General features: G+C 74.5%; 15 protein-coding genes. 6 read left to right on the plus strand and 9 right to left on the minus strand.

From position 1 onward, the window contains the following. The first annotated feature begins 65 nt into the window (after nucleotides 1-65). Nucleotides 66-1,562 (plus strand): helix-turn-helix domain-containing protein, encoded by a 1,497-nt coding sequence (locus ACFXMG_RS15150; protein WP_383815558.1) that lies wholly within the window; start codon nucleotides 66-68, stop codon nucleotides 1,560-1,562. A 90-nt stretch (nucleotides 1,563-1,652) separates the two neighbouring features. Here ACFXMG_RS15150 and sucD read toward each other — a convergent pair whose 3' ends face one another. From sucD to ACFXMG_RS15180, 6 genes are all read right to left on the minus strand, one after another. Beyond that, nucleotides 1,653-2,537, minus strand: coding sequence for a succinate--CoA ligase subunit alpha (gene sucD / locus ACFXMG_RS15155; RefSeq protein WP_383815561.1), 885 nt, complete (start codon nucleotides 2,535-2,537; stop codon nucleotides 1,653-1,655). A gap of 21 nt (nucleotides 2,538-2,558) precedes the next feature. Beyond that, nucleotides 2,559-3,737 carry an ADP-forming succinate--CoA ligase subunit beta gene (gene sucC / locus ACFXMG_RS15160; protein WP_383815563.1) on the minus strand — a complete coding sequence of 393 codons (1,179 nt, stop codon included), beginning with the start codon at nucleotides 3,735-3,737 and terminating at the stop codon, nucleotides 2,559-2,561. 406 nt (nucleotides 3,738-4,143) lie between these two features. Continuing rightward, the gene (locus ACFXMG_RS15165) at nucleotides 4,144-5,349 is read right to left on the minus strand and encodes a VWA domain-containing protein (RefSeq protein WP_383815566.1); all 1,206 of its coding nucleotides are present in this window, start codon (nucleotides 5,347-5,349) and stop codon (nucleotides 4,144-4,146) included. Further along, on the minus strand, nucleotides 5,346-7,703 hold the full coding sequence (locus ACFXMG_RS15170; RefSeq protein WP_383815568.1) for a DUF5682 family protein: 2,358 nt from the start codon (nucleotides 7,701-7,703) through the stop codon (nucleotides 5,346-5,348). The genes ACFXMG_RS15165 and ACFXMG_RS15170 overlap by 4 nt, the downstream gene beginning before the upstream one ends. Then, on the minus strand, nucleotides 7,700-8,857 hold the full coding sequence (locus ACFXMG_RS15175) for an AAA family ATPase (RefSeq protein WP_383815571.1): 1,158 nt from the start codon (nucleotides 8,855-8,857) through the stop codon (nucleotides 7,700-7,702). The genes ACFXMG_RS15170 and ACFXMG_RS15175 overlap by 4 nt, the downstream gene beginning before the upstream one ends. 135 nt (nucleotides 8,858-8,992) lie before the next feature. Next, nucleotides 8,993-9,406 carry an MmpS family transport accessory protein gene (locus ACFXMG_RS15180; protein WP_383815573.1) on the minus strand — a complete coding sequence of 138 codons (414 nt, stop codon included), beginning with the start codon at nucleotides 9,404-9,406 and terminating at the stop codon, nucleotides 8,993-8,995. A gap of 170 nt (nucleotides 9,407-9,576) precedes the next feature. Here ACFXMG_RS15180 and ACFXMG_RS15185 point away from each other — a divergent pair, with 170 nt between their 5' ends. Both ACFXMG_RS15185 and ACFXMG_RS15190 read left to right on the plus strand, forming a co-directional pair. After that, nucleotides 9,577-10,926, plus strand: coding sequence for an SWIM zinc finger family protein (locus tag ACFXMG_RS15185; protein WP_383815575.1), 1,350 nt, complete (start codon nucleotides 9,577-9,579; stop codon nucleotides 10,924-10,926). 150 nt (nucleotides 10,927-11,076) lie between these two features. Further along, on the plus strand, nucleotides 11,077-12,654 hold the full coding sequence (locus ACFXMG_RS15190; protein WP_383815578.1) for a DUF5691 domain-containing protein: 1,578 nt from the start codon (nucleotides 11,077-11,079) through the stop codon (nucleotides 12,652-12,654). A gap of 131 nt (nucleotides 12,655-12,785) precedes the next feature. Here ACFXMG_RS15190 and ACFXMG_RS15195 read toward each other — a convergent pair whose 3' ends face one another. After that, nucleotides 12,786-13,196: a cobalamin B12-binding domain-containing protein gene (locus tag ACFXMG_RS15195; RefSeq protein ID WP_383465321.1), complete on the minus strand. Its 411-nt coding sequence runs from the start codon at nucleotides 13,194-13,196 to the stop codon at nucleotides 12,786-12,788. Nucleotides 13,197-13,499: 303 nt separating this feature from the next. On the opposite strand from ACFXMG_RS15195, the gene ACFXMG_RS15200 reads away from it, so the two are divergent. Both ACFXMG_RS15200 and ACFXMG_RS15205 read left to right on the plus strand, forming a co-directional pair. Continuing rightward, nucleotides 13,500-14,345, plus strand: a complete 846-nt coding sequence (locus ACFXMG_RS15200; protein ID WP_383815580.1) for a lipase family alpha/beta hydrolase — start codon at nucleotides 13,500-13,502, stop codon at nucleotides 14,343-14,345. 242 nt (nucleotides 14,346-14,587) lie between these two features. After that, on the plus strand, nucleotides 14,588-16,153 hold the full coding sequence (locus ACFXMG_RS15205; protein WP_383815582.1) for a M23 family metallopeptidase: 1,566 nt from the start codon (nucleotides 14,588-14,590) through the stop codon (nucleotides 16,151-16,153). Between the two features lie 87 nt (nucleotides 16,154-16,240). On the opposite strand, the gene ACFXMG_RS15210 is transcribed toward ACFXMG_RS15205, so the two are convergent. Both ACFXMG_RS15210 and ACFXMG_RS15215 read right to left on the minus strand, forming a co-directional pair. Beyond that, nucleotides 16,241-18,787, minus strand: coding sequence for an ATP-dependent DNA helicase (locus tag ACFXMG_RS15210; RefSeq protein ID WP_383815584.1), 2,547 nt, complete (start codon nucleotides 18,785-18,787; stop codon nucleotides 16,241-16,243). 145 nt (nucleotides 18,788-18,932) lie between these two features. Beyond that, on the minus strand, nucleotides 18,933-19,286 hold the full coding sequence (locus ACFXMG_RS15215; RefSeq protein ID WP_383815587.1) for a hypothetical protein: 354 nt from the start codon (nucleotides 19,284-19,286) through the stop codon (nucleotides 18,933-18,935). Nucleotides 19,287-19,630: 344 nt separating this feature from the next. Between ACFXMG_RS15215 and ACFXMG_RS15220 the strand changes: the two genes are divergently transcribed. Next, nucleotides 19,631-20,785 carry an NlpC/P60 family protein gene (locus ACFXMG_RS15220; RefSeq protein WP_383815590.1) on the plus strand — a complete coding sequence of 385 codons (1,155 nt, stop codon included), beginning with the start codon at nucleotides 19,631-19,633 and terminating at the stop codon, nucleotides 20,783-20,785. Nucleotide 20,786 lies beyond the last annotated feature (1 nt).

Consider the following 20,786-nt stretch of genomic DNA (forward strand, 5'->3'; position numbering starts at 1 on the left):
TGTGTCGCTCAAGATACGTTTATGTACTTTTCGGCCCAGAGGTGCTCTGTGGGAGGTCCACGCCGATGAGCCAGACGAGCCGGGGCGGCGACACCGCGCCCCCCTCCACCGCCGCGCTGCCCACCCCGAAGGAGCGGCGCCGACTCCGCGAGGCCCTCTCCCTGAGCGAGGAGCAGGTCGCCGAGTCCATGGGCGTCACGAAGGCCACGGTCAAGGCATGGGAAACCGGCCGCTCGACCCCCCGGGGCCGCAAGCGCGAGGCATACGCGAAGCTGCTCGCGGGACCTGCGGCGGAGCCCGCCGCGGGGCCGGAGGCAGGTTCGGCGGCCGGTCCGAGAGCCGGTGCGGTGGCCAGTCCGAAGGCAGGTCCGGCGGCCGGTCCGCAGGCCGGTTCGGCAGCCGGTCCGCAGGCCGGTTCGGCAGCCGGTGCGGCGGTCGGTACGGCAGCCAGCCCGAAGGCAGGCCCGGCGGCCGGTACGAAAGCCGGCGCGGCGGCCAGCCCGCAGGCAGGTGCGGCAGCCGGGCCGAAGGCCGGTAAGACGGCCATCGCGAAGGCCGGTGCGGTGGCCGGGCCGAAGGCCGGTCCGACGCCCGCCCCCGCCGCCAACGTGCGGCCCAAGGCCAGCCCCAAGCGGGCACCCAAGCCGCCCCGGGTCCTCCCGGCGACAGCGAACGCCTCGGCGCCCGGTCGGCGCCTGAAACCGGGGCCTGAGCCGAAGCCCGCAGCGGAGAAGGAGCCGACGCCGGCGCCCGCTCCGGCCCGGCTCACGCCGGAGGAGGCGTTCGACGCGCTGTACGGGCACGCGGCCCCCGGCCTCGTCCACCAGACGTATCTCCTGACCGGGCGCCGACGGCTCTCCCGGGAGTCCGTCGAGCACGCCTTCCACCACGCGTGGGAGCACTGGCCCGAGGTGGCCACGGACGCCGACCCGGTCGGCTGGGTGCGGGCGGCGGCGTACGAGTACGCCCTCTCGCCCTGGCACCGGCTGCGCCGCGCCCACAAGCACCCCGACGCCCCGCCGACCGAGGCAGGCCGGCGGGCGCTCCTCGGCGCGCTGCTCGACCTGCCGGCGCCGTACCGCCGCACCGTCCTGCTCTACGACGGGCTCGGGCTCGACCTGCCCGAGACGGCCGCAGAGACGGAGGCGAGCACGCCGGCCGCCGCCAACCGGCTGATGTACGCGCACGCGGCGATCGGCGAGCGGCTGCCGGAGCTGGCCGACCCGGAGGCGCTCCAGCGGCGGCTGACCGAGCTGGTCGCGGAGGCGCCGACGGCGACGCTGCCGGGGGCGCGCGCGGTCCGCAGCGGCAGCGAGCGGCGGATCCGGCGGATGACCCGGGCGGTGCTCGGGGTGACGGCGGTGCTGATCGGCGTCACGGCCCTGACGGCGGTGACGGCGCCGACCCGCTACATCCCGGACGTCGCGCCCGGCCAGACCGTGAACGGCGTCCCGGTCCGCGGCGGGCCGCAGAAGCTCGGCGAGGAGGACGTGGAGCTGCGCGACAGGCTGCGCTCCGAGCCGAACCCCGGCCCGGAGCGGCTGATCCCGGCCGCGCGGTAAGCCGCTCCCGTACGCGAGTGGGCCCCGCCCTTCCGGTCTCCCGGAGGGGCGGGGCCCACTTGCCTACGGCCTGTGAGGCGGTGCCGTGCGTCAGCCCGCGAGGATCGCGCGCGCCAGCTTGGCGGTCTCGGTGGGGGTCTTGCCGACCTTCACACCGGCGGCCTCCAGGGCCTCCTTCTTCGCCTGGGCGGTGCCGGAGGAGCCGGAGACGATGGCGCCGGCGTGGCCCATGGTCTTGCCCTCGGGCGCGGTGAAGCCCGCGACGTAGCCGACGACCGGCTTGGTGACGTTGGCCTTGATGAAGTCGGCCGCGCGCTCCTCGGCGTCGCCGCCGATCTCGCCGATCATGACGATCAGGTCCGTCTCCGGGTCGGCCTCGAAGGCCGCCAGGGCGTCGATGTGCGTGGTGCCGATGACCGGGTCGCCACCGATGCCGACGGCGGAGGAGAAGCCGATGTCACGGAGCTCGTACATCATCTGGTACGTCAGCGTGCCGGACTTCGAGACCAGGCCGATGCGGCCCGGCTTCGTGATGTCGCCCGGGATGATGCCGGCGTTGGACTGGCCCGGGGTGATGAGACCGGGGCAGTTCGGGCCGATGAGGCGGGTCTTGTTGCCCTTCTCCACGGCGTACGCGTAGAACGCGGCGGAGTCGTGGACGGCGATGCCCTCGGTGATGACGACGGCGAGGGGGATCTCGGCGTCGATCGCCTCGACGACGGCGGCCTTCGCGAAGGCCGGCGGCACGAAGAGGACCGAGACGTTGGCGCCGGTCTCCTTCATCGCCTCGGCGACGGTGCCGAAGACCGGGACCTCGGTGCCGTCGAAGTCGACCTTCTGGCCGGCCTTGCGCGGGTTCACGCCACCGACGATGTTGGTGCCGTCACCCAGCATGAGCTTGGTGTGCTTCATGCCCGTGGCACCGGTCATGCCCTGGACGATGACCTTGCTGTCCTTGTTGAGGAAGATAGCCATGGCTGTTCTGTCCCTCTTCCCTTACTTCGCGGCCGCGAGCTCGGCGGCCTTGTCGGCCGCGCCGTCCATGGTGTCCACACGCTGCACGAGCGGGTGGTTGGCGTCCGACAGGATCTTGCGACCCAGCTCCGCGTTGTTGCCGTCGAGGCGCACGACGAGCGGCTTGGTGACTTCCTCGCCCTTCGAGGCGAGGAGCTCCAGGGCCTGCACGATGCCGTTGGCGACCTCGTCGCAGGCGGTGATGCCGCCGAAGACGTTGACGAACACGGACTTGACGTCCGCGTCGCCGAGGATGATCTCCAGGCCGTTCGCCATGACCTCGGCGGAGGCGCCGCCGCCGATGTCGAGGAAGTTGGCGGGCTTCACGCCGCCGTGGTTCTCACCGGCGTACGCGACGACGTCCAGGGTCGACATGACCAGGCCGGCGCCGTTGCCGATGATGCCGACCTCGCCGTCGAGCTTGACGTAGTTGAGGCCCTTGGCCTTGGCGGCGGCCTCGAGCGGGTTGGCCGCGGCCTTGTCCTCCAGGGCCTCGTGCTCCGGCTGGCGGAAGTCGGCGTTCTCGTCGAGCGAGACCTTGCCGTCGAGGGCCAGGATGCGCCCGTCCTTGGTCTTCACCAGCGGGTTGACCTCGACGAGGAGGGCGTCCTCGGCGACGAAGGTGTCCCACAGGGTGACCAGGACCTCGGCGACGCCCTCGGCGACCTCGGCCGGGAACTGCGCCTGGGCGACGATCTCGCGGGCCTTGACGATGTCGACGCCCTTGTTGGAGTCGACCGGGACCTTCGCGAGGGCCTCGGGGGTCTTCTCCGCGACCTCCTCGATGTCCATGCCGCCCTGCACCGAGGCCATGGCCAGGAAGGTGCGGTTGGTGCGGTCGAGGAGGTACGAGACGTAGTACTCGGCCTCGATCTCCGGGGACAGCTCGGCGATCATCACCTTGTGGACCGTGTGGCCCTTGATGTCCATGCCCAGGATGTCCGTCGCGCGGGCGACGGCCTCGTCCGCGGTGGCGGCGAGCTTGACGCCGCCGGCCTTGCCGCGGCCGCCGACCTTCACCTGGGCCTTGACGACCGACTTGCCGCCAAGCCTCTCGGTGGCCTCGCGCGCCGCCTCAGGCGTGTCGATGACTTCACCGGCCAGCACCGGTACACCGTGCTTGGCGAAGAGGTCCCTCGCCTGGTACTCGAACAGGTCCACGCGCGTCCCTTTTCTAGATGATCGCGGTTCGTTGTCTGCGTGGGCGTGCCGCGGAGGGCAACGTGACTGCGCTGTCACTAGGGAGGCGTACACGGTGTCCGTGGACGCGGCATGTCCGTCTCGCAGGTTATCCCCGTGGGCCGTTGGTCCCTAAATCGCAGATCACAACCGAGCGGTGATACGGGTCACAGAACGTAGGGGCGGGAGGGCTGTCCGTGGGCACCGGGGCACCCCCGCCCAGTCCCCACGGGGCAGGCGGGGAAGGGGGATTGCGCCCCTCACGCCACGCCGGTGCGCCGGGTGAGGGGCGCCCGGCCTCGGGTGTGATATGGGCCTCAGTGGACTCGCGCGCGCCCGTCCGGGTGGCCGGGAGACGACGGATTCCGTACGACCGGCCGAACGCCGCTCAGGCGGTGTCGGGTATCGGCAGCGGCCGCTTCTCCAGGGCCGCCGCCATCACCTCCGGGAAGAGGTCGGGGGTGCAGGCGAAGGCCGGGACGCCGAGGGCGGCGAGCGCGGCCGCGTGCTCGCGGTCGTAGGCGGGGGCGCCCTCGTCGGAGAGGGCGAGGAGGGCGACGAACTCCACCCCGGACGCCTTCATGGCGGCGACCCGCTTCAGCATCTCGTCGCGGATGCCGCCCTCGTACAGGTCGCTGATGAGGACGACGACGGTGTCGGCGGGGCGGGCGATCCGTGACTGGCAGTAGGCGAGCGCCCGGTTGATGTCGGTGCCGCCGCCGAGCCGGGTGCCGAAGAGGACGTCGACGGGGTCGTCGAGCGCGTCGGTGAGGTCGACGACGGAGGTGTCGAAGACGACGAGCCGGGTGGCGACGGCCCGGAGGGAGGCGAGGACGGCGCCGAAGACGGAGGCGTACACGACCGAGGCGGCCATCGAGCCGGACTGGTCGATACAGAGCACGACCTCCTTCCGCATCGCCTGGGACGCGCGCCCGTGGCCGATCAGGCGCTCGGGGACGACCGTGCGGTGAGCGGGCAGGTAGTGCTTGAGGTTGGCCCGCAGGGTGCGGTCCCAGTCGATGTCCCGGTGGCGGGGCCGGCTGATCCGGGCCGAGCGGTCCAGGGCTCCGGTGACGGTCGCTCTCGTACGCGCCGCGAGCCGGGCCTCCAGGTCGGCGACGACCTTGCGGACGACGGCCCGCGCGGTCTCCCGGGTGGTCTCCGGCAGCGCCTTGTTCAGCGACAGCAGGGTGCCGACGAGGTGGACGTCGGGCTCGACGGCCTCCAGCATCTCCGGCTCCAGGAGGAGGGTGGCGAGCCCGAGCCGGTCGATGGCGTCGCGCTGCATGACCTGCACGACGGTGGTCGGGAAGTAGGCGCGGATGTCGCCGAGCCAGCGCGCGACGGAGGGCGCGGAGCCGCCCAGCCCGCCCCTGCGCTCCCCGCCTCCGTCGCGGCTGTCCCGGCCGTCGCGGCTGTCGTAGAGGGCGGCGAGGGCCGCGTCCATGGCGGCGTCGGTGCCGGTCAGGGCGCGGCCGGTGCCCGCCTCCGCGGCGCCGCCGAGGACGAGCCGCCAGCGCCGCAGCCGCTCGTCGGCCGTGGTGGTGGAGCTGCTGCCGCTCAGGGTGGGGCTGTTCAGGGTGGGGCTGTTCATGCGGGTGCCTCCTGTCCGGTGGTTCCGAGGACGAGGTGGAGCAGGGGGAGGACCCCGTCGGCCCGCTCCGCGTCGAGGTCGGCGGCGAAGCCGGGGACGAGGGCGGCGGGACCGGGGGCGGCCGCGCCGGGCCCCCGGGCGACGAGCTCGCCGAGCGTGCGGCGCACCCCGGGCTCGTACGCCCCGAAGGTGCGCCGCAGCAGCGGCAGGACATCGGTGAACGCCTCGGCCGGTACGCCGCTGAGCCAGCCGTCCAGCAGGGCGAGGAGGCGCTCGTCGTGGACGAGGAGCAGGCCGCCGCCGGAGCCCCCGACGAATCCGTCGACCCAGGCGGCGGCGGAGGCGGGCGGCGTGCCGGGCGACAGGGCGAGTCCCATGAGCCGCGCGGTCTCGTCGTCGGACGCCCGCCCCTCGTCGAGCAGGATCCGCGCCGCCCGCCCCCGGACGACGCCGGGCGTCCGCTCCCCCACGGCGAGCCGGCGCAGCACACCGGCCCACCGCAGCGCGAGCGCGCCGGTGGCGGGGTCTGTGGCTGTGGCTGTGGCCCGTTCCGGTACCGGTTCCGGTTCCGGTTCCGGGAGGAGGGGGAGGGTGGCGTGGAGGGCGTCCAGGCGGTCGCGCATCTGGGCGGCGGCGTCCGCGTCGAGGCCGGCGCAGGCGGGCGGGAGGCCCACGCAGATCCGCTCGGCCAGCCCGGCGGCGACGCCCGCGAGGGCGGCCGTGTCGGTGCCGCGCACGTCGCCGTAGCGCAGGGCGCGGGCCAGGGCGGGGAGCGCGTCGGCGAGGTGGGCGACGTCGGTGTCGAGGGCGGCCCGGTCGGCGAGGGCGCCGAGGACGGCGGGCAGGGCGTCGGTGAGCCCGGCGAGCAGGCACCGCTCGGCGAGGGCGGTGATCTCGCCCAGGGAGTCCGCGGCGAGCGCCCGGGACGCGGCGCGGGCGGTGGCGGCGGCCTCCACGGTGGTGCCCCAGACGCCGGCCTCGGCGACCCGGACGTGCAGCTCGGGCTGCCAGCGCAGCCGCCAGGACTCGCGGAAGGTGCCGGTGCCGGTCCGTCCCGGGGCGGGCGCGCCCCAGTCGACGCCGAGGAGCCGGAGGCGGTGGAGGAGGCGGCTGCGGGCGGCGTCGGTCTCCCCGCGCAGGTCGAGGTCGAGCTCGCGCTCGTCGGCCTCGGGCTTGAGCCGGAGGCTCCGGCGCCGCCGGTCGAGGTCGCGCTGGAGCGGGACGGCGGGCGCGGCGGCCGGGACCTCGCCGAGGACGTCGCCGACGACGAGCCGGTCCCGGACGAGGGCGAGCGGCACGTCGGAGCCCTCGCAGAGGACGGCCCGGACGGCGTCGGTGGTCTCGTCGAGGCCGGGGCGGGGCCGGCCGCGCAGGGCGGCGAGGGTCTCGGCGAGGCGGACGGCCTCGATGACGTGGGCGGGGGAGACGGGGTGGTCGGCCTCGCGGAGGAGTCCGGCGACCTTGGTCATCCAGCGCTCGACGGGCCGGTCGGGGGCGGCGAAGAGGTGTCCGTACCAGCCGGGGGACTCGATCCCGGCGCCGTATCCCGAGCGGCGGGCGAGCCGGCGGTGGGTCCAGGGGACCCAGGTCAGTTCGGCCTTGACCTTGGGCAGGCCCTTGAGGAGGGCGCGGTCGGCGGTGACGGTGGTCCGCCGGGCGAGGGCGGGGACGTGCCAGGCGCCGCAGACGACGGCGACCGAGTCGCCGAACTCCTTGCGGGCGGCGCGCAGGCGCAGCCGCATGTGGGCCTCGCGGACGAGGTCGCGCGGGTGGCCGCCGTGCCCGTACCGCTCGCGCAGGGCGGTCATGGCGTCGGCGAGGGCGTCGAAGGGGGCGAGGGGGTCGGCGCCGGCGCGGAGCTCGACGACGTCCTCCCACCACTGCTCGGGGTCCTCGTGCCCAGCGGCCCTGGCGAGTTCGGCGAGGGGGTCGATCCGGACGCCGCCGTCGGCCTCCTCCTCGCCGTCGCCCCAGGTGGGGTCGGTCGCGGCGAGGGTGTGGGCGGCGGGCAGGTCGACGAAGCGGACGGGGACGCCCCGGCCGAGGGCCCAGCGGACGGCGGTCCACTCGGGCGAGAAGGCGGCGAAGGGCCAGAACGCGGCCCGTCCGGGGTCGTCGACGGCGTGGGCGAGGAGGGCGACGGGCGGCCGCATCTCCGGGTCGGCGGCGAGGGCGACGAGCGCGTCGGCCTCGGCGGGGCCCTCGATGAGCACCGCGTCGGGCCGGGCCGCGTCCAGCGCGGCGACCACCCCGCGCGCGGAGCCGGGCCCGTGGTGCCGCACCCCGAGGAGCAGGGGCCCGGGAGCCCGGACACGGGGGTCCGCCCCGGCGGGTGCCGTGGCGAGGGCCGTCATGCGCTCACCTCGCGGCAGGCGCGGTAGAAGTCCTTCCAGCCGTCGCGCTCTCTGACCACGGTCTCCAGGTACTCCTGCCAGACGACCCGGTCGGCGGCCGGGTCGCGGACGACGGCGCCGAGGATGCCGGCGGCGACGTCCGAGGGGCGCAGCACGCCGTCCCCGAAATGGGCGGCGAGCGCCAGGCCGCCGGTGACGACGGAGATGGCCTCGGCGGTGGAGAGGGTCCCGGAGGGTGACTTGAGCTTGGTGCGCCCGTCGGCGGTGACGCCGTCGCGCAGTTCGCGGAAGACGGTGACGACCCGCCGGATCTCCTCCACGCCCTCGGGCAGGGCGGGCAGTTCGAGGGAGCGGCCGAGCTGCTCGACCCGGCGGGCGACGATGTCGACCTCGTCCTCGGGGGTGGCGGGCAGCGGCAGCACCACGGTGTTGAAGCGGCGCCGGAGCGCGCTGGAGAGGTCGTTGACCCCCCGGTCGCGGTCGTTGGCGGTGGCGATGAGGTTGAAGCCGGGGACGGCCTGGACCTCCTCGCCGAGCTCGGGGACGGGCAGGGTCTTCTCGGACAGGATCGTGATGAGGCTGTCCTGCACGTCGGCGGGGATGCGGGTCAGCTCCTCGACGCGGGCGGTCATCCCCTGGTCCATGGCCCGCATGACGGGGCTGGGCACGAGCGCGGCGCGGCTGGGGCCCTCGGCGAGGAGGCGGGCGTAGTTCCACCCGTACCGGATGGCTTCCTCGGGGGTGCCGGCGGTGCCCTGGACGAGGAGGGTGGAGTCGCCGCTGACGGCGGCGGCCAGGTGCTCGGAGACCCAGGTCTTGGCGGTGCCGGGGACGCCGAGGAGCAGCAGCGCCCGGTCGGTGGCGAGTGTGGTGACGGCGACCTCGACGATGCGGCGGGGTCCGACGTACTTGGGTGTGATCACGGTGCCGTCGCGGAGCGTGCCGCCGAGGAGGTAGGTGGCGACGGCCCAGGGCGAGAGGCGCCAGCGGGCGGGCCGGGGGCGGTCGTCGGCGGCGGCGAGCGCGGCGAGTTCGTGGGCGAAGGCGTCTTCGGCGTGGGGCCGCAGGGCCTCGGCGGCGGGCCTCGGCCGGCCCGGGCCGGTGTCCGTCACGGCACCGGCGCCGGGCTGCGCGATGGTTGCGGGCACGGTCATGGATCCCCCTCCAGATCGTTTCGACCTGCTGTGCGATCCACGGTGCACCACGCCACTGACAATCGGCTGTCGTCGCTGGTCAGTGGCGGTTTACGGCCCTGAAGGGCGGGGCGCTGAGGCCCAGTTGAGGACCGGTCAGTTGAAGACCGGGGAGACGGCGACGCAGCCGCCGGACATGGCCTGCTCGCCCTTGGCCTCCTTGATGACCTTGCCCTGGTAGACGACCTTGCAGGTGAGGTCGGCGGGCTTCAAGGAGACCGGCATGACGGCGGGCGGCATGATGCCGTGCAGCTTGACCGTCCTGGTCCACGGCAGGGCGGGCTTCTTGTCGCTCTGGACCTGCGGCTGCATCGCGGTGCCGTCGCCGGCGTGGTACTCGATCGACTCCACGGCCGTGCCGGTGACCTCGTAGGTCACCTCGTAGCTCTCGGCGACGGCCTTGTCGACCTGGTCGGCGGCCTTGTCGGCCACCTCGGAACAGGCTCCGAGCCCGAACGCGAGGCCGCTGACGGCGAGGGCCGAGACGGCGGTGCGGACGGTGCGGTTCATGGTGGTACTCCCCCTGCACGGTGGTGCGGACGTAGGGGCGCGCGCCGGTTCGCGCGAGCCCGTACAGCACCGTAAAGGACCGGTAAAGCGGGGACGGCGCCGGGGGTCGCCGCCGGAGGTTAATCCGCAGGTCAACAGCATTGTCAGTGGCGGAGAATACCGTCAGGTACATGAATGCGATGGGGGTGCGCTGGACGGCTGAGCAGGTGCTGGCACTGGCTCCTGACGAGGCGTCGCGCAGAGCGGGGAGCAGGCTCGGCGCGGCCGGGCCGTGGAGTGGTGCGGGCGGCGGCGAGGGGGTCGTCTGGGGGCAGTGCAAGGGCAGCGGCCGCACGCCGTACCGGACGGTCGTGGACACGGCCGGGCCCGCGTACGCGTGCACCTGCCCGAGCCGCAAGTTCCCCTGCAAGCACGCGCTCGGACTGCTGCTGCTGTGGGCGGCGGACGGCACGGCCGTGCCGGACGGGACGGAGCCGCCGGAGTGGGCCGCGCGCTGGCTCTCGACGCGCCACGCCCGGGCGGCAGGGGCCGCGCGGAGGGCGGACGGGGGCGCGGCGGCGGCTCCGGCCGATCCGGAGGCGGCCCGCCGGCGGGCCGAGCGCCGGGCGGCCCGGGTGACGGCGGGCGCCGAGGAGTTGGAGCGGCGGCTCGCGGACCTGGTGCGCGGCGGGCTCGCCGCGGCCGGGCAGCAGGGGTACGGCCTGTGGGAGGAGACCGCCGCCCGCATGGTCGACGCGCAGGCGCCCGGGCTCGCGGGCCGGGTCCGTGAGCTGGGCGCGATACCGGGCTCGGGCCCCGGCTGGCCGGTGCGGCTCCTGGAGGAGTGCGCGCTCACCCACCTCCTCGACCGCGCGTGGCTGGCCGCCGACCGGCTCCCCGCCCCGCTCGCCGCGACGGTACGGACCCGGGTCGGCCTCCCCTCCGCCCCCGGCGGCACGGAGGTACGGGACCGCTGGCACGTCCTCGCCCAGTACGACACCGGGGACGGCCGCCTGACGACCCGTCGCATCTGGCTGTACGGCACGGGCAGCGGCCGTACGGCCCTGCTGCTCTCCTTCGGCGCGGCGGGCCGCGCGCCCGCGCTCGCGCTGCCGGTCGGCGCCGTGGTGGAGGGCGGACTGACCCCGCACGCGGGCGCGGGGCAGCTCCGCGCCGACCCGGGCGAGGCACTGCTCCCGGTCGCCGCCCCGGCCGCACCTCCGCCGGGCGGACCGGTGGGTGCCGCGCTGGACGCGTACGGACGGGCGCTGCGCGAGGACCCGTGGCTGGACTCCTGGCCGGTGACGCTCACCCAGGTGGTCCCCACGCAGGCGGAGTACGGCTGGCAGCTGGCCGACGCCGACGCCCGCGAGGCCCTCCCCCTGACCACCGGCGACCGCCCCCACCCCGGCCTGTGGCGCCTCCTGGCCCTCTCGGGCGGCGCCCCCCTCACCGTCTTCGGCGAATGCGGCCACCGAGGCTTCACCCCCCTGGCCGCCTGGTCCCCGGACGACCCGTCGGAAACAGTCCCGCTGCACTGACCGCCCACCGATGCCCGCGACCGCGGGCGAGATCGCGACCGAGGAGTGCTTGTGCCGATGACCGTCGATGCGCGTCCCGAAATTCCGCAGGCCGGTGCTTCGGAGCCTGGGCGTGGTGGGGGTTCGGGTGGTTCCGGGTGGGAGGGGCTGATGACGGCGGCGTTGCTGGGGACCGACCGGCGGCCGCTTTCGGGGGCGCGGGGGGCCGCGGCTGCCGGGGAGCTGCTGGACGCGGCCGCGCGGGGGACGCTGCGGCGGCGCGCGGGGCTGCGGGCCGGGCCCGCCGCCATACCGCCCGAGCGGGCGCCGGAGGATCCGCGGCCCGCGCTGCCCGCGGCGGCCCGGCGGCGGCTCGACGGGCTCCTGGCCGGACGGGCCGCGCCCGCCCCGGCGGGCGGCCGCAGGGGCAGCGCGCCGGACCTCGCCGAACTGCTGCCGCAGTGGCTGGCGCTGGCCGGTGAGCGCGGCTACAAGGCGCCGTCCGCCGCGCTGCCGGCGCTGCTGGACGCGGCCAGGGCCCGTACCGATCTACGGCCGCAGGCGCTTGCCCTGGCCGGGCCGCGCGGGCTGTGGCTGGCCCGGTTCAACCCGGACTGGCGGTTCGCCCTGCGGGGCGGCGGCGCGGGCGGCACCCTGCCGGATCCCGGGGACGCGGGAGCGGTGCGGGCGCTGTGGGAGGAGGGCCTGTTCGCCGAGCGGGTCGCGCTGCTCGGTGCCGTACGGGCGGAGGATCCGGCCGCAGGGCGGGCTCTGCTCGCGTCCACCTGGTCCGGGGAGCGGGCCGAGGACCGGCTGATGTTCCTGGACTCGCTGCGCGCCGGGCTGTCGGCCGCGGACGAGGAGTTCCTGGAGGCGGCCCTAGCCGACCGCAGCCGCAACGTCCGGGCGACCGCCGCCGAACTGCTCTCCGCCCTGCCCGGCTCGGCGCTCGCGGGCCGCATGGGCGACCGGGCGGGGACCTGTGTGGGCCTGGACCGGACGGCGGCCGTGCCGACGGTCGTCGTGGAGGCCCCGCACGAGTGCGGTGAGGAGATGCGGCGGGACGGTGTGGTCGCGGTGCCCCCGTCGGGCCGGGGCGAGCGGTCCTGGTGGCTGGGGCAGTTGGTGGAGGCGGCGCCGCTGTCCTGCTGGCCGGCCCGGTTCGGCGGGCGCTCGCCGGAGGAGATCGTGGCGCTGCCGGTCGCCGACGACTGGCAGGCGGAGCTGCACGCGGCCTGGTGCCGCGCGGCGGTCCGGCAGCGGGACGCGGCTTGGTCGCGCGCGCTCCTCGGCGCCCCGTCGGTGCCCCCGGCGACGGGTCCGGGAACCTCCTCGCTGGCCGAGCGGGCGCAGTTGCTGTCGACGCTCGACCCGGCGGAGCGGGCCCGGTGGGTGGCGGCGTTCGTGGCGGCGCACGGCCTGTCGGAGGCGTTCCAACTGCTCGGGGTCTGCGCGGTGCCCTGGGCGGAGCCGCTGGGCGAGGCGGTGATCGACGCCCTGGACATCGCCCGGGACGCGGGCAGCTACCCGTGGAGCTTCAGCGGTGTGATGGGGCTCGCGGAGCGCTGCCTCTCCCCCGCCGCGGCCCGGCGGCTGGAGTCGCTGGCGGCGGCGGTCCCCGACGCCGAGGACACCTCGCCGGGCGCGGGCGCCTACTGGTCGGAGGCGTTCCAGCGCCTGGTCGCGACCCTGGACCTGCGCGCCCGCATGCGTACCGAACTGGAATCCGCCCAGGCCGGAGCGGCCTGAACCACCCGCTCGCCACCCGTACGCGCGCGTGCAGCCCGCCCCGCGTACACGCGCGGACGGCCGGGAACCCGTCGGAGGGGGCTCCCGGCCGTCCGGCACGCGTGGGTCTCACGGGTGGGTCCAGAGGACCCTCAGGCGGCCGCCACGCGGACGTTCGCGTTCACCCAGTCGACGATCGACGCGGTCGTCGCGCCCGGCGTGAAGATCTCCGCGACGCCCTTCTCCTTCAGCGGCGGGATGTCCGCGTCGGGGATGATGCCGCCGCCGAAGACCTTGATGTCCTCCGCGTCGCGCTCCTTGAGGAGCTCGATGACCTTGACGAAGAGCGTGTTGTGCGCGCCCGAGAGGATCGACAGGCCGATCGCGTCGGCATCCTCCTGGATCGCGGTGTCGACGATCTGCTCGGGCGTCTGGTGCAGCCCGGTGTAGATCACCTCCATGCCGGCGTCGCGCAGGGCCCGCGCGATGACCTTGGCCCCGCGATCGTGGCCGTCGAGACCCGGCTTGGCGACGACCACGCGGATCGGACCGGTCACACCCATCACTGCCTCCACATGCGACCCCCGCGCGTCTGTGTGCCGGGGAGGTGAACGAACGTTATCGACAGCATCCCGCAACGGGCCGTTTCGCGGTGCCCGGCGAGGGGGAAATCACACGTGGGACACGTTCGTTCCGCGGCCCACCCCGCACCGGCCCTCCTCCTGGGCCTTCCAGCCGCCCGCGGGGCCGGTCGCGAAAGGAGCCGCGACCGCCGGTCGCCGGAGTTCCGTGCCGCCGTCCGTACGGCACGGGAGTCCGGCGACCGGCGCACCACCCGGCCCCATGTGCCGCACGGGAGGTCGGCGATGGAGTTCGCCAAGGTCACCACCCAGCTGAAGGCCACCACCCTCGAGGTCGCGATCCTCACCGGCCGGCTCGTCCTCTACCCCTCCGGGATCGCCCCCGAGCGGCTCGCCCCCGTCCGCCCGGGCGAGGGCCCGCTGCCCGTCACCCCCGGGGGAGGCCGCCCGGTGGTCCTCCTGCACGGCTTCGTCGACAACCGCTCCGCCTTCCTCCTGCTGCGCCGCGCGCTCGCCCGGCACGGCCGGATCCACGTCGCCTCCCTGAACCACTCGCCGCTCACCTGCGACCTGCGGACCGCCGCCGAGGCACTGGGGAGCCGGATCGACACCCTCCTGACCGGCACCGGCCGGACCGAGGTGGACCTCGTGGGCCACAGCCTGGGCGGACTGATCGCCCGTTATTACGTACAGCGGCTGGGCGGTGACGCGCGGGTACGGACGCTGGTCACCCTCGGCACCCCGCACGCGGGCACGGCGGTGGCGCCGCTCGCCGACGCGCACCCGGTGGTGCGGCAGATGCGTCCGGGGTCGGAGGTGCTGCGGGAGCTGGCCGCTCCGGCGCCGGGCTGCCGGACCCGCTTCGTGAGCTTCTGGAGCGACCTGGACCAGATCATGGTGCCGGTGGAGACGGCCCGCCTCGACCACCCCGACCTCCTCGTGCACAACGTGCGCGTGAGCGGTATCGGCCATCTCGCGCTCCCGGTGCACCCGACGGTGGCGACGGGCGTCCTGGCGGCGCTCGACGCCGGCGAGGCCGGCGAGGTCAGCGAGGTCAGCGAGGCCGGCGAGGCCGAGAACATGCCGGAAGGAGGCGCGGCGGGAGCTTCCGGGGCGGCCTCGGTGGCCTGAACCCGCCGCGCCGCGGCGACACCCCCGACCCCGTTTTTCGAACACCTCTCGAACACAAGGCCAAAGGTCTGTGCGTGAGCTGGCGAAACACGGCCGATTGCCCGTTTCCTGCGCCCGCGAACCTCTCCGAAGATTGTCGGCCCCGCATACCGCCGGGTACAGTCGCGCCACTGCTTCCCCCCGGGACACCCCTGTCGGGCCCGCCCCGGACTGGTCCTGCTGCCGAGGCGAGAGAGACGTTGGTGAACGACCAGCACCCCCACGCCGGGTACGCCGGAGACGGCGCCCACACCACCGGCGGCTTCGCGGCCGACCCCCTCTTCGGGACCTGGTCCGACACCGGACAGACCGGCCACAGCGGCCAGTGGGACCTCGGTCAGTACGCCGCCACCGGCACGTACGACACGACCGGCGCGTACGAGACGGGCGCCTGGACCACCACCACGGGGAGCTACGACACGACGGGCCAGTGGGACACCACCGGCCAGTGGACCACCGCGACGGGCACCTCCACCGCCACCGCGACGGACGCCTACGCGACGGACACGGCGTACGGCCAGTCCGAGCAGCACGGGCAGCACGAGGCGTACGCGGCGCACGAGGCGCACACGGCGTACGACACGACCGGCCAGTGGGACGCCTCCGCCTGGACCGAGGCCCAGCACACCGGCCAGTACGAGACCCTGCACTCCGGCACCTACGCGGCGCAGGGTGCGTACGGGCACGAGGCGTACGACGCGACCGGCCAGTGGGCCGCCCCCGCCTTCGCGACCGACACCGGCGCCTACGACGCCACCGCCTGGAACCAGGCCACCGACCTGGCCGATCCGGTCGTCCCCCATCAGTACGTCCCGCCGACGGAACGCGTCGACCAGACCGCCGAGTTCGCGTTCACGTACGAGCCGACCGCCGAGGCCGACACCGGCGACGAGCACGACCGGATCGCCGATCTCGGCGAAATCTCCGAGATCACCGAGATCGACGCCCCCGTCGCCGAGGTCCGTACCGACGCCGCCGCCGGAGCCCGTCCCGTACGCCGTTCCTCCGGCGGCAGCCGCGCCCGGCGCCGTACCCCCGCCAAGCGCTCCGCCCTGCTGACCGTCGCCGTCCCGTCCGCCTGCGTCATGGGCGTCGCCGGCATCGCGGCCGCCTCCGTCAGCGGGCTCACCGGCACCGGCACCGACGGCCAGAAGCAGGACACCACCGCGCTCGCCGCCGCCGACCAGGCCGCCGTGAAGCAGGTGGCGGCCAACACCGCGCTCGAAACCCAGCTCAACGCCCTGGACGCCGACGTCCGCGACTTCGGCGACCGCGCCAGCCGCACCCAGGAGCGCATCGACCTCAAGGCGCGCCAGGCCGCCGACAAGAAGAAGCGCGAGGAGGAGGCCGCACGCCGCGAGGCGATGCGCCCCAAGTACATGCTTCCGGTGAAGCTGCACCAGCTCAGCGCCCGCTTCGGCCAGTCCGGCGTCAACTGGATGTCGGTGCACACCGGCATCGACTTCCCCGTGCAGTACGGCACCTCCGTCATGGCCGCGACCGACGGCACCGTCCGCACCCAGTGGAACTCCGCCTACGGCAACATGGCGATCGTGACCGCCGCCGACGGCACCGAGACCTGGTACTGCCACCTCAGCAGCACCAAGATCCGCTGGGGTCAGGTCAAGGCCGGCGACGTCATCGCGTACTCCGGCAACTCCGGCAACTCCACCGGCCCGCACCTCCACTTCGAGGTCCGGCCCGGCGGCGGCTCCGCGATCGACCCGCTGGACTGGTTCCGCAGCCACGGCCTCGACCCGACGAGCTGAACCCGCCCGCACACACGCGCGAGGGGCCCGGTCCACCATCGGACCGGGCCCCTCGGCGTGTCACACCGTCTACAGCTTCTCGACCAGCTACAGCTTCTCGACCGGCGCGTACCGCAGCAGCAGCCGCTTCGGCTTCTCGTCGCCGAAGTCGATCGTCGCCTGGGCGTCCGAGCCCGCGCCCGTCACCGCCAGGACCGTGCCCAGACCGAACTGGTCGTGGGTGACCCGGTCGCCGACCGTCAGCGCGACCACCGGCTTCTCCCCGCCCGCGCGGCGGGTCGCGAAACCGGACGGGCCGGAGCGCGCCCGGGACGAGGAGAGCGAGGACGTCAGCGAAGAGGTGATCCCCGAGGTCGGCCCCGCGGGCTTCGCCACCGGCCCCGTCCGCTTCCACTCCAGGTACGCCGGCGGGATCTCCTCCAGGAAGCGGGAGGCCGGGTTGTACGAGGGCTGGCCCCAGGCGCTGCGCATCGACGAGCGCGTGAGGTAGAGGCGCTCGCGGGCGCGGGTGATGCCCACGTACGCCAGGCGCCGCTCCTCCTCCAGCTCCTTGGTCTGGCCGAGGGCGCGCATGTGCGGGAAGACGCCGTCCTCCATGCCGGTGAGGAAGACCACCGGGAACTCCAGGCCCTTCGCGGTGTGCAGGGTCATCAGCGTGATGACGCCGGAGCCCTCCTCGTCCTCGTCCGGGATCTGGTCGGAGTCGGCGACGAGCGCGACCCGCTCCAGGAACTCGGCGAGCGTGCCCGCCCCGGCCCCCGCCGCTCCGGCCGCTTCCGGCTCGGCGCCTTCCTGCCCGGCGCCTTCCTGTGCGGCGCCTTCCTGTGCGGCGGCGGCCTCCCCGCGCTCCTGTTCGAACTCCAGGGCCACCGCGGCGAGCTCCTGGAGGTTCTCGATCCGGGTCTCGTCCTGCGGGTCGGTGGACGCCTGGAGCTCGGCCAGGTAGCCGGTGCGCTCCAGGACCGCCTCCAGGACGACGGCGGGGCCCGCGCCGGACTCGGCGATGGTGCGCAGCTCGTCCATGAGGGTGTTGAAGCGCTTCACGGCGTTGGCCGAGCGGGCGGCCATGCCGTACGCCTCGTCGACCCGCTTGAGGGCCTGCGGGAAGGTGATCTTCTCGCGCAGCGAGAGGGCGTCGATCATCGCCTCGGCGCGCTCGCCGATGCCGCGCTTGGGCACGTTGAGGATGCGGCGGAGCGGCACGTTGTCCTCGGGGTTGGCGAGGACGCGCAGGTAGGCGAGGACGTCCCGGACCTCCTTGCGCTCGTAGAAGCGCACGCCGCCGACGACCTTGTAGGGCAGTCCGACGCGGATGAAGATCTCTTCGAAGACGCGGGACTGGGCGTTGGTCCGGTAGAAGACGGCGACGTCCCCGGCCTTGGCCTCGCCCGCGTCGGTGAGCCGGTCGATCTCGTCGGCGACGAACTGGGCCTCGTCGTGCTCGGTGTCCGCGACGTAGCCGGTGATCTGGGCGCCCGCGCCGGCGTTGGTCCACAGGTTCTTGGGGCGGCGCGACTCGTTGCGCTCGATGACCGCGTTGGCGGCCGAGAGGATCGTCTGGGTGGAGCGGTAGTTCTGCTCCAGGAGGATCGTCGTCGCGTCCGGGTAGTCCTCCTCGAACTGGAGGATGTTGCGGATGGTCGCGCCGCGGAAGGCGTAGATCGACTGGTCGGCGTCGCCGACGACGCACAGCTCGGCCGGGCCGAGGTCCTCGTAGCCGGTGCCGACCAGCTCGCGCACCAGGGTGTACTGGGCGTGGTTGGTGTCCTGGTACTCGTCGACGAGGACGTGGCGGAAGCGGCGGCGGTAGTGCTCGGCGACGTCGGGGAACGCCTGGAGCAGGTGGACCGTCGTCATGATGATGTCGTCGAAGTCCAGCGCGTTGGCCTCGCGCAGGCGCGCCTGGTACATCCGGTACGCCTCGGCCAGCGTCTTCTCGAAGCCGTCGGCGGCCTGGTCGGCGAAGGACTCCTCGTCGATCAGCTCGTTCTTCAGGTTGGAGATCTTGGCGCTGAAGGACTTCGGCGGGAACTTCTTCGGGTCGAGGTCCAGGTCGCGGCAGACCAGCGCCATCAGGCGCTTGGAGTCGGCGGCGTCGTAGATCGAGAAGGACGAGGTGAAGCCGAGGCGCTTCGACTCGCGGCGCAGGATGCGGACGCAGGCGCTGTGGAAGGTCATGACCCACATCGCGTGCGCACGCGGGCCGACGAGCTGCTCGACGCGCTCCTTCATCTCGCCGGCGGCCTTGTTGGTGAAGGTGATCGCCAGTATCTGGCCGGGGTGCACGTGCCGGGTGCCCAGGAGGTGGGCGATGCGGTGGGTGAGGACCCGGGTCTTGCCGGAGCCGGCGCCGGCCACGATGAGCAGCGGGGTGTCGGTGTGGACGACAGCGGCGCGCTGCTGCTCGTTCAGCCCGTCCAGCAGGGCGGCCGGGTCCACGACGGGGCGGTGCGCGCCGTCCCGGTAGTACGGGTCCCGGGGCGGGGGCGCGTCGAAGTGCTCCCCGAACAGGTCGTGCGGAACGTCCTCCGCGGCCGGGGAGCCGTGCTCGTAGTCCTCGGGCGGGGGCGGGGCGTCCTCCGGGGAGTGGGACTGGAGGCCGGCCAGGAAGCTGTCGTCAAAGAGGCTGCTCATCGCCTCACGAGTCTAGGACGCCGCACCGACATCCGGTCCCGCCTTCGTCAGGTCGCCGACGTGACGGCCCGCACGCGGGCCCCGGCCGGGGGCCCGCACCCGGCTCCCCCGGCCCGTCCCGGCCCGCCTCCGACTCACGCCGGGCTCACGTCCAGAGGGTCGCGATGAAGATGTTCGCCGTGGTCAGGCCGCCGACGGCGGCGAAGAGGCCCTTGTCGGCGGTCTCCTCGTCGCGCTTGACGTAGACGATCCCGAGGATCGCCACGAGGATCAGCAGCTTGACGCCGATCTTGATGTTGTTGACCGTCTGGTCGTCGGCCTGGTTGAGGCCGACGAGCGCGACGCCGGTGACCAGCATGGTCAGCGCGCCGTGCAGCATGGCGGGGGTGAAGCGGGCCGTGCCGGCCCCGATCGCCTTCATCTGGGTGAGGAATCCGCCCAGGAGGGAGGCGATGCCGATGATGTGCAGCGCGACGAAGACATTGATGAGGACGTCCATGGGGCGGAGCCTAACCGGGCCCCTAGCACCGCTCTCCGGCCGGGTCCACCCACTCCCCCGCTTCGGTCGCCCGCTCCACGGAATCCTTCGCCGACCACCCCGGCCGGCGAAAGGGAACGGTCCCGGAGGGTCATCCGGCGCCAATAGCCGTCAACCCGCCGCCTCGTCGTGACCGCCGGGTCTAGCGTCCTTCCCCAGGTGGCCGGCTCCCCACCCGCCGGACCACCCGGCGGTGCCGGCCGACCCCGCCGGAGAACCCCGGCGGCGGCCCGTCTCCCCTGTGCGGTCCGCCGCCGGCCCCGGCCGGCACCGTCCCCCACAGGGAGAGGATGTGACCCGCCCTCGTGGCAGCTCACCGAAAACCCCGGCCGTCGTCGCTCGGCCGCCCCGCGGCCCGCACGGCCGCCACGCTGGCCCTGGCCTCCGCGGCCACCGCGACCCTCTTCGAGGGTTCCGGGCACGCCGACCCGGCGGCCCCCGGCCGCACCCCCGCCCAGGTCAGGACCGAGGTCGACCGGCTCTACCAGGAGGCCGAGGCCGCCACCGAGCGGTACAACGGCGCGAAGGAGCGGGCCGACGCCGCCCGCGTCTCCTACGACCGGCTCCGCGACGAGGCCGCCCGCCGCACCGAGCGGCTGAACACCGCCCGCCAGAGCCTCGGCGCCGTCGCCGCGGCCCAGTACCGCTCCGGCGGACTCGACCCGGCCGTCCAGCTCGCCCTCACCTCGGACCCGGACGAGTACCTGGAGCGGGCCGCCCTCGCCCAGAAGGCCGGCGACCGGCAGGCCGCCACCCTCACCTCCGTACGCAGAGAGCTGGCCGGACTCGCCCAACTGCGCGCCGAATCCGCGGGCAGGCTCACCGCCCTGCGCGGCCACGAGGCCGAGCTGCGGCGCCAGAAGGCCACCGTCCTCGGCAAGCTCACCGCCGCCCGCGAACTCCTGGCCCGGCTCACCGCCGAGGAACGGGCCCGGTACGAAGCGGCCGTCGCCGCCCGCGCCACACCCCCACCCGGCACGACAGCCCACGCCGGCACCACCGGAACCGCCGCCGCGACCACAGGCACCGGCACCGGCTCAGCGGCCACCGGCGGCACCGCGGCCCGGGCGGACCGCTCCTCCGGCGACCGGGGCCCGGTCGCCGCACCCACCGGCCGCGCCTCCGCCGCGATCTCCTTCGCCCGCGCCCAGCTCGGCAAGCCGTACGTCTGGGGCGCCACCGGCCCCTCGGGCTACGACTGCTCGGGGCTCACCCAGGCCGCGTGGCGCGCCGCCGGGGTCTCCCTGCCCCGCACCACCTACACCCAGATCAACGCGGGGCGCCGGGTCTCCCGCTCCGAGCTGGCCCCGGGCGACCTGGTCTTCTTCTACTCCGGCATCAGCCACGTCGGCCTCTACATCGGCGGAGGCCAGATGGTCCACGCGCCCCGGCCGGGCGCCCCGATCCGGATCGCGCCGATCGACGAGATGCCCTTCGCGGGCGCCACCCGGGTCGTCTGAA

The organism is Streptomyces sp. NPDC059201 (genome assembly GCF_042754585.1).
In the GTDB taxonomy this organism is placed as follows: domain Bacteria; phylum Actinomycetota; class Actinomycetes; order Streptomycetales; family Streptomycetaceae; genus Streptomyces.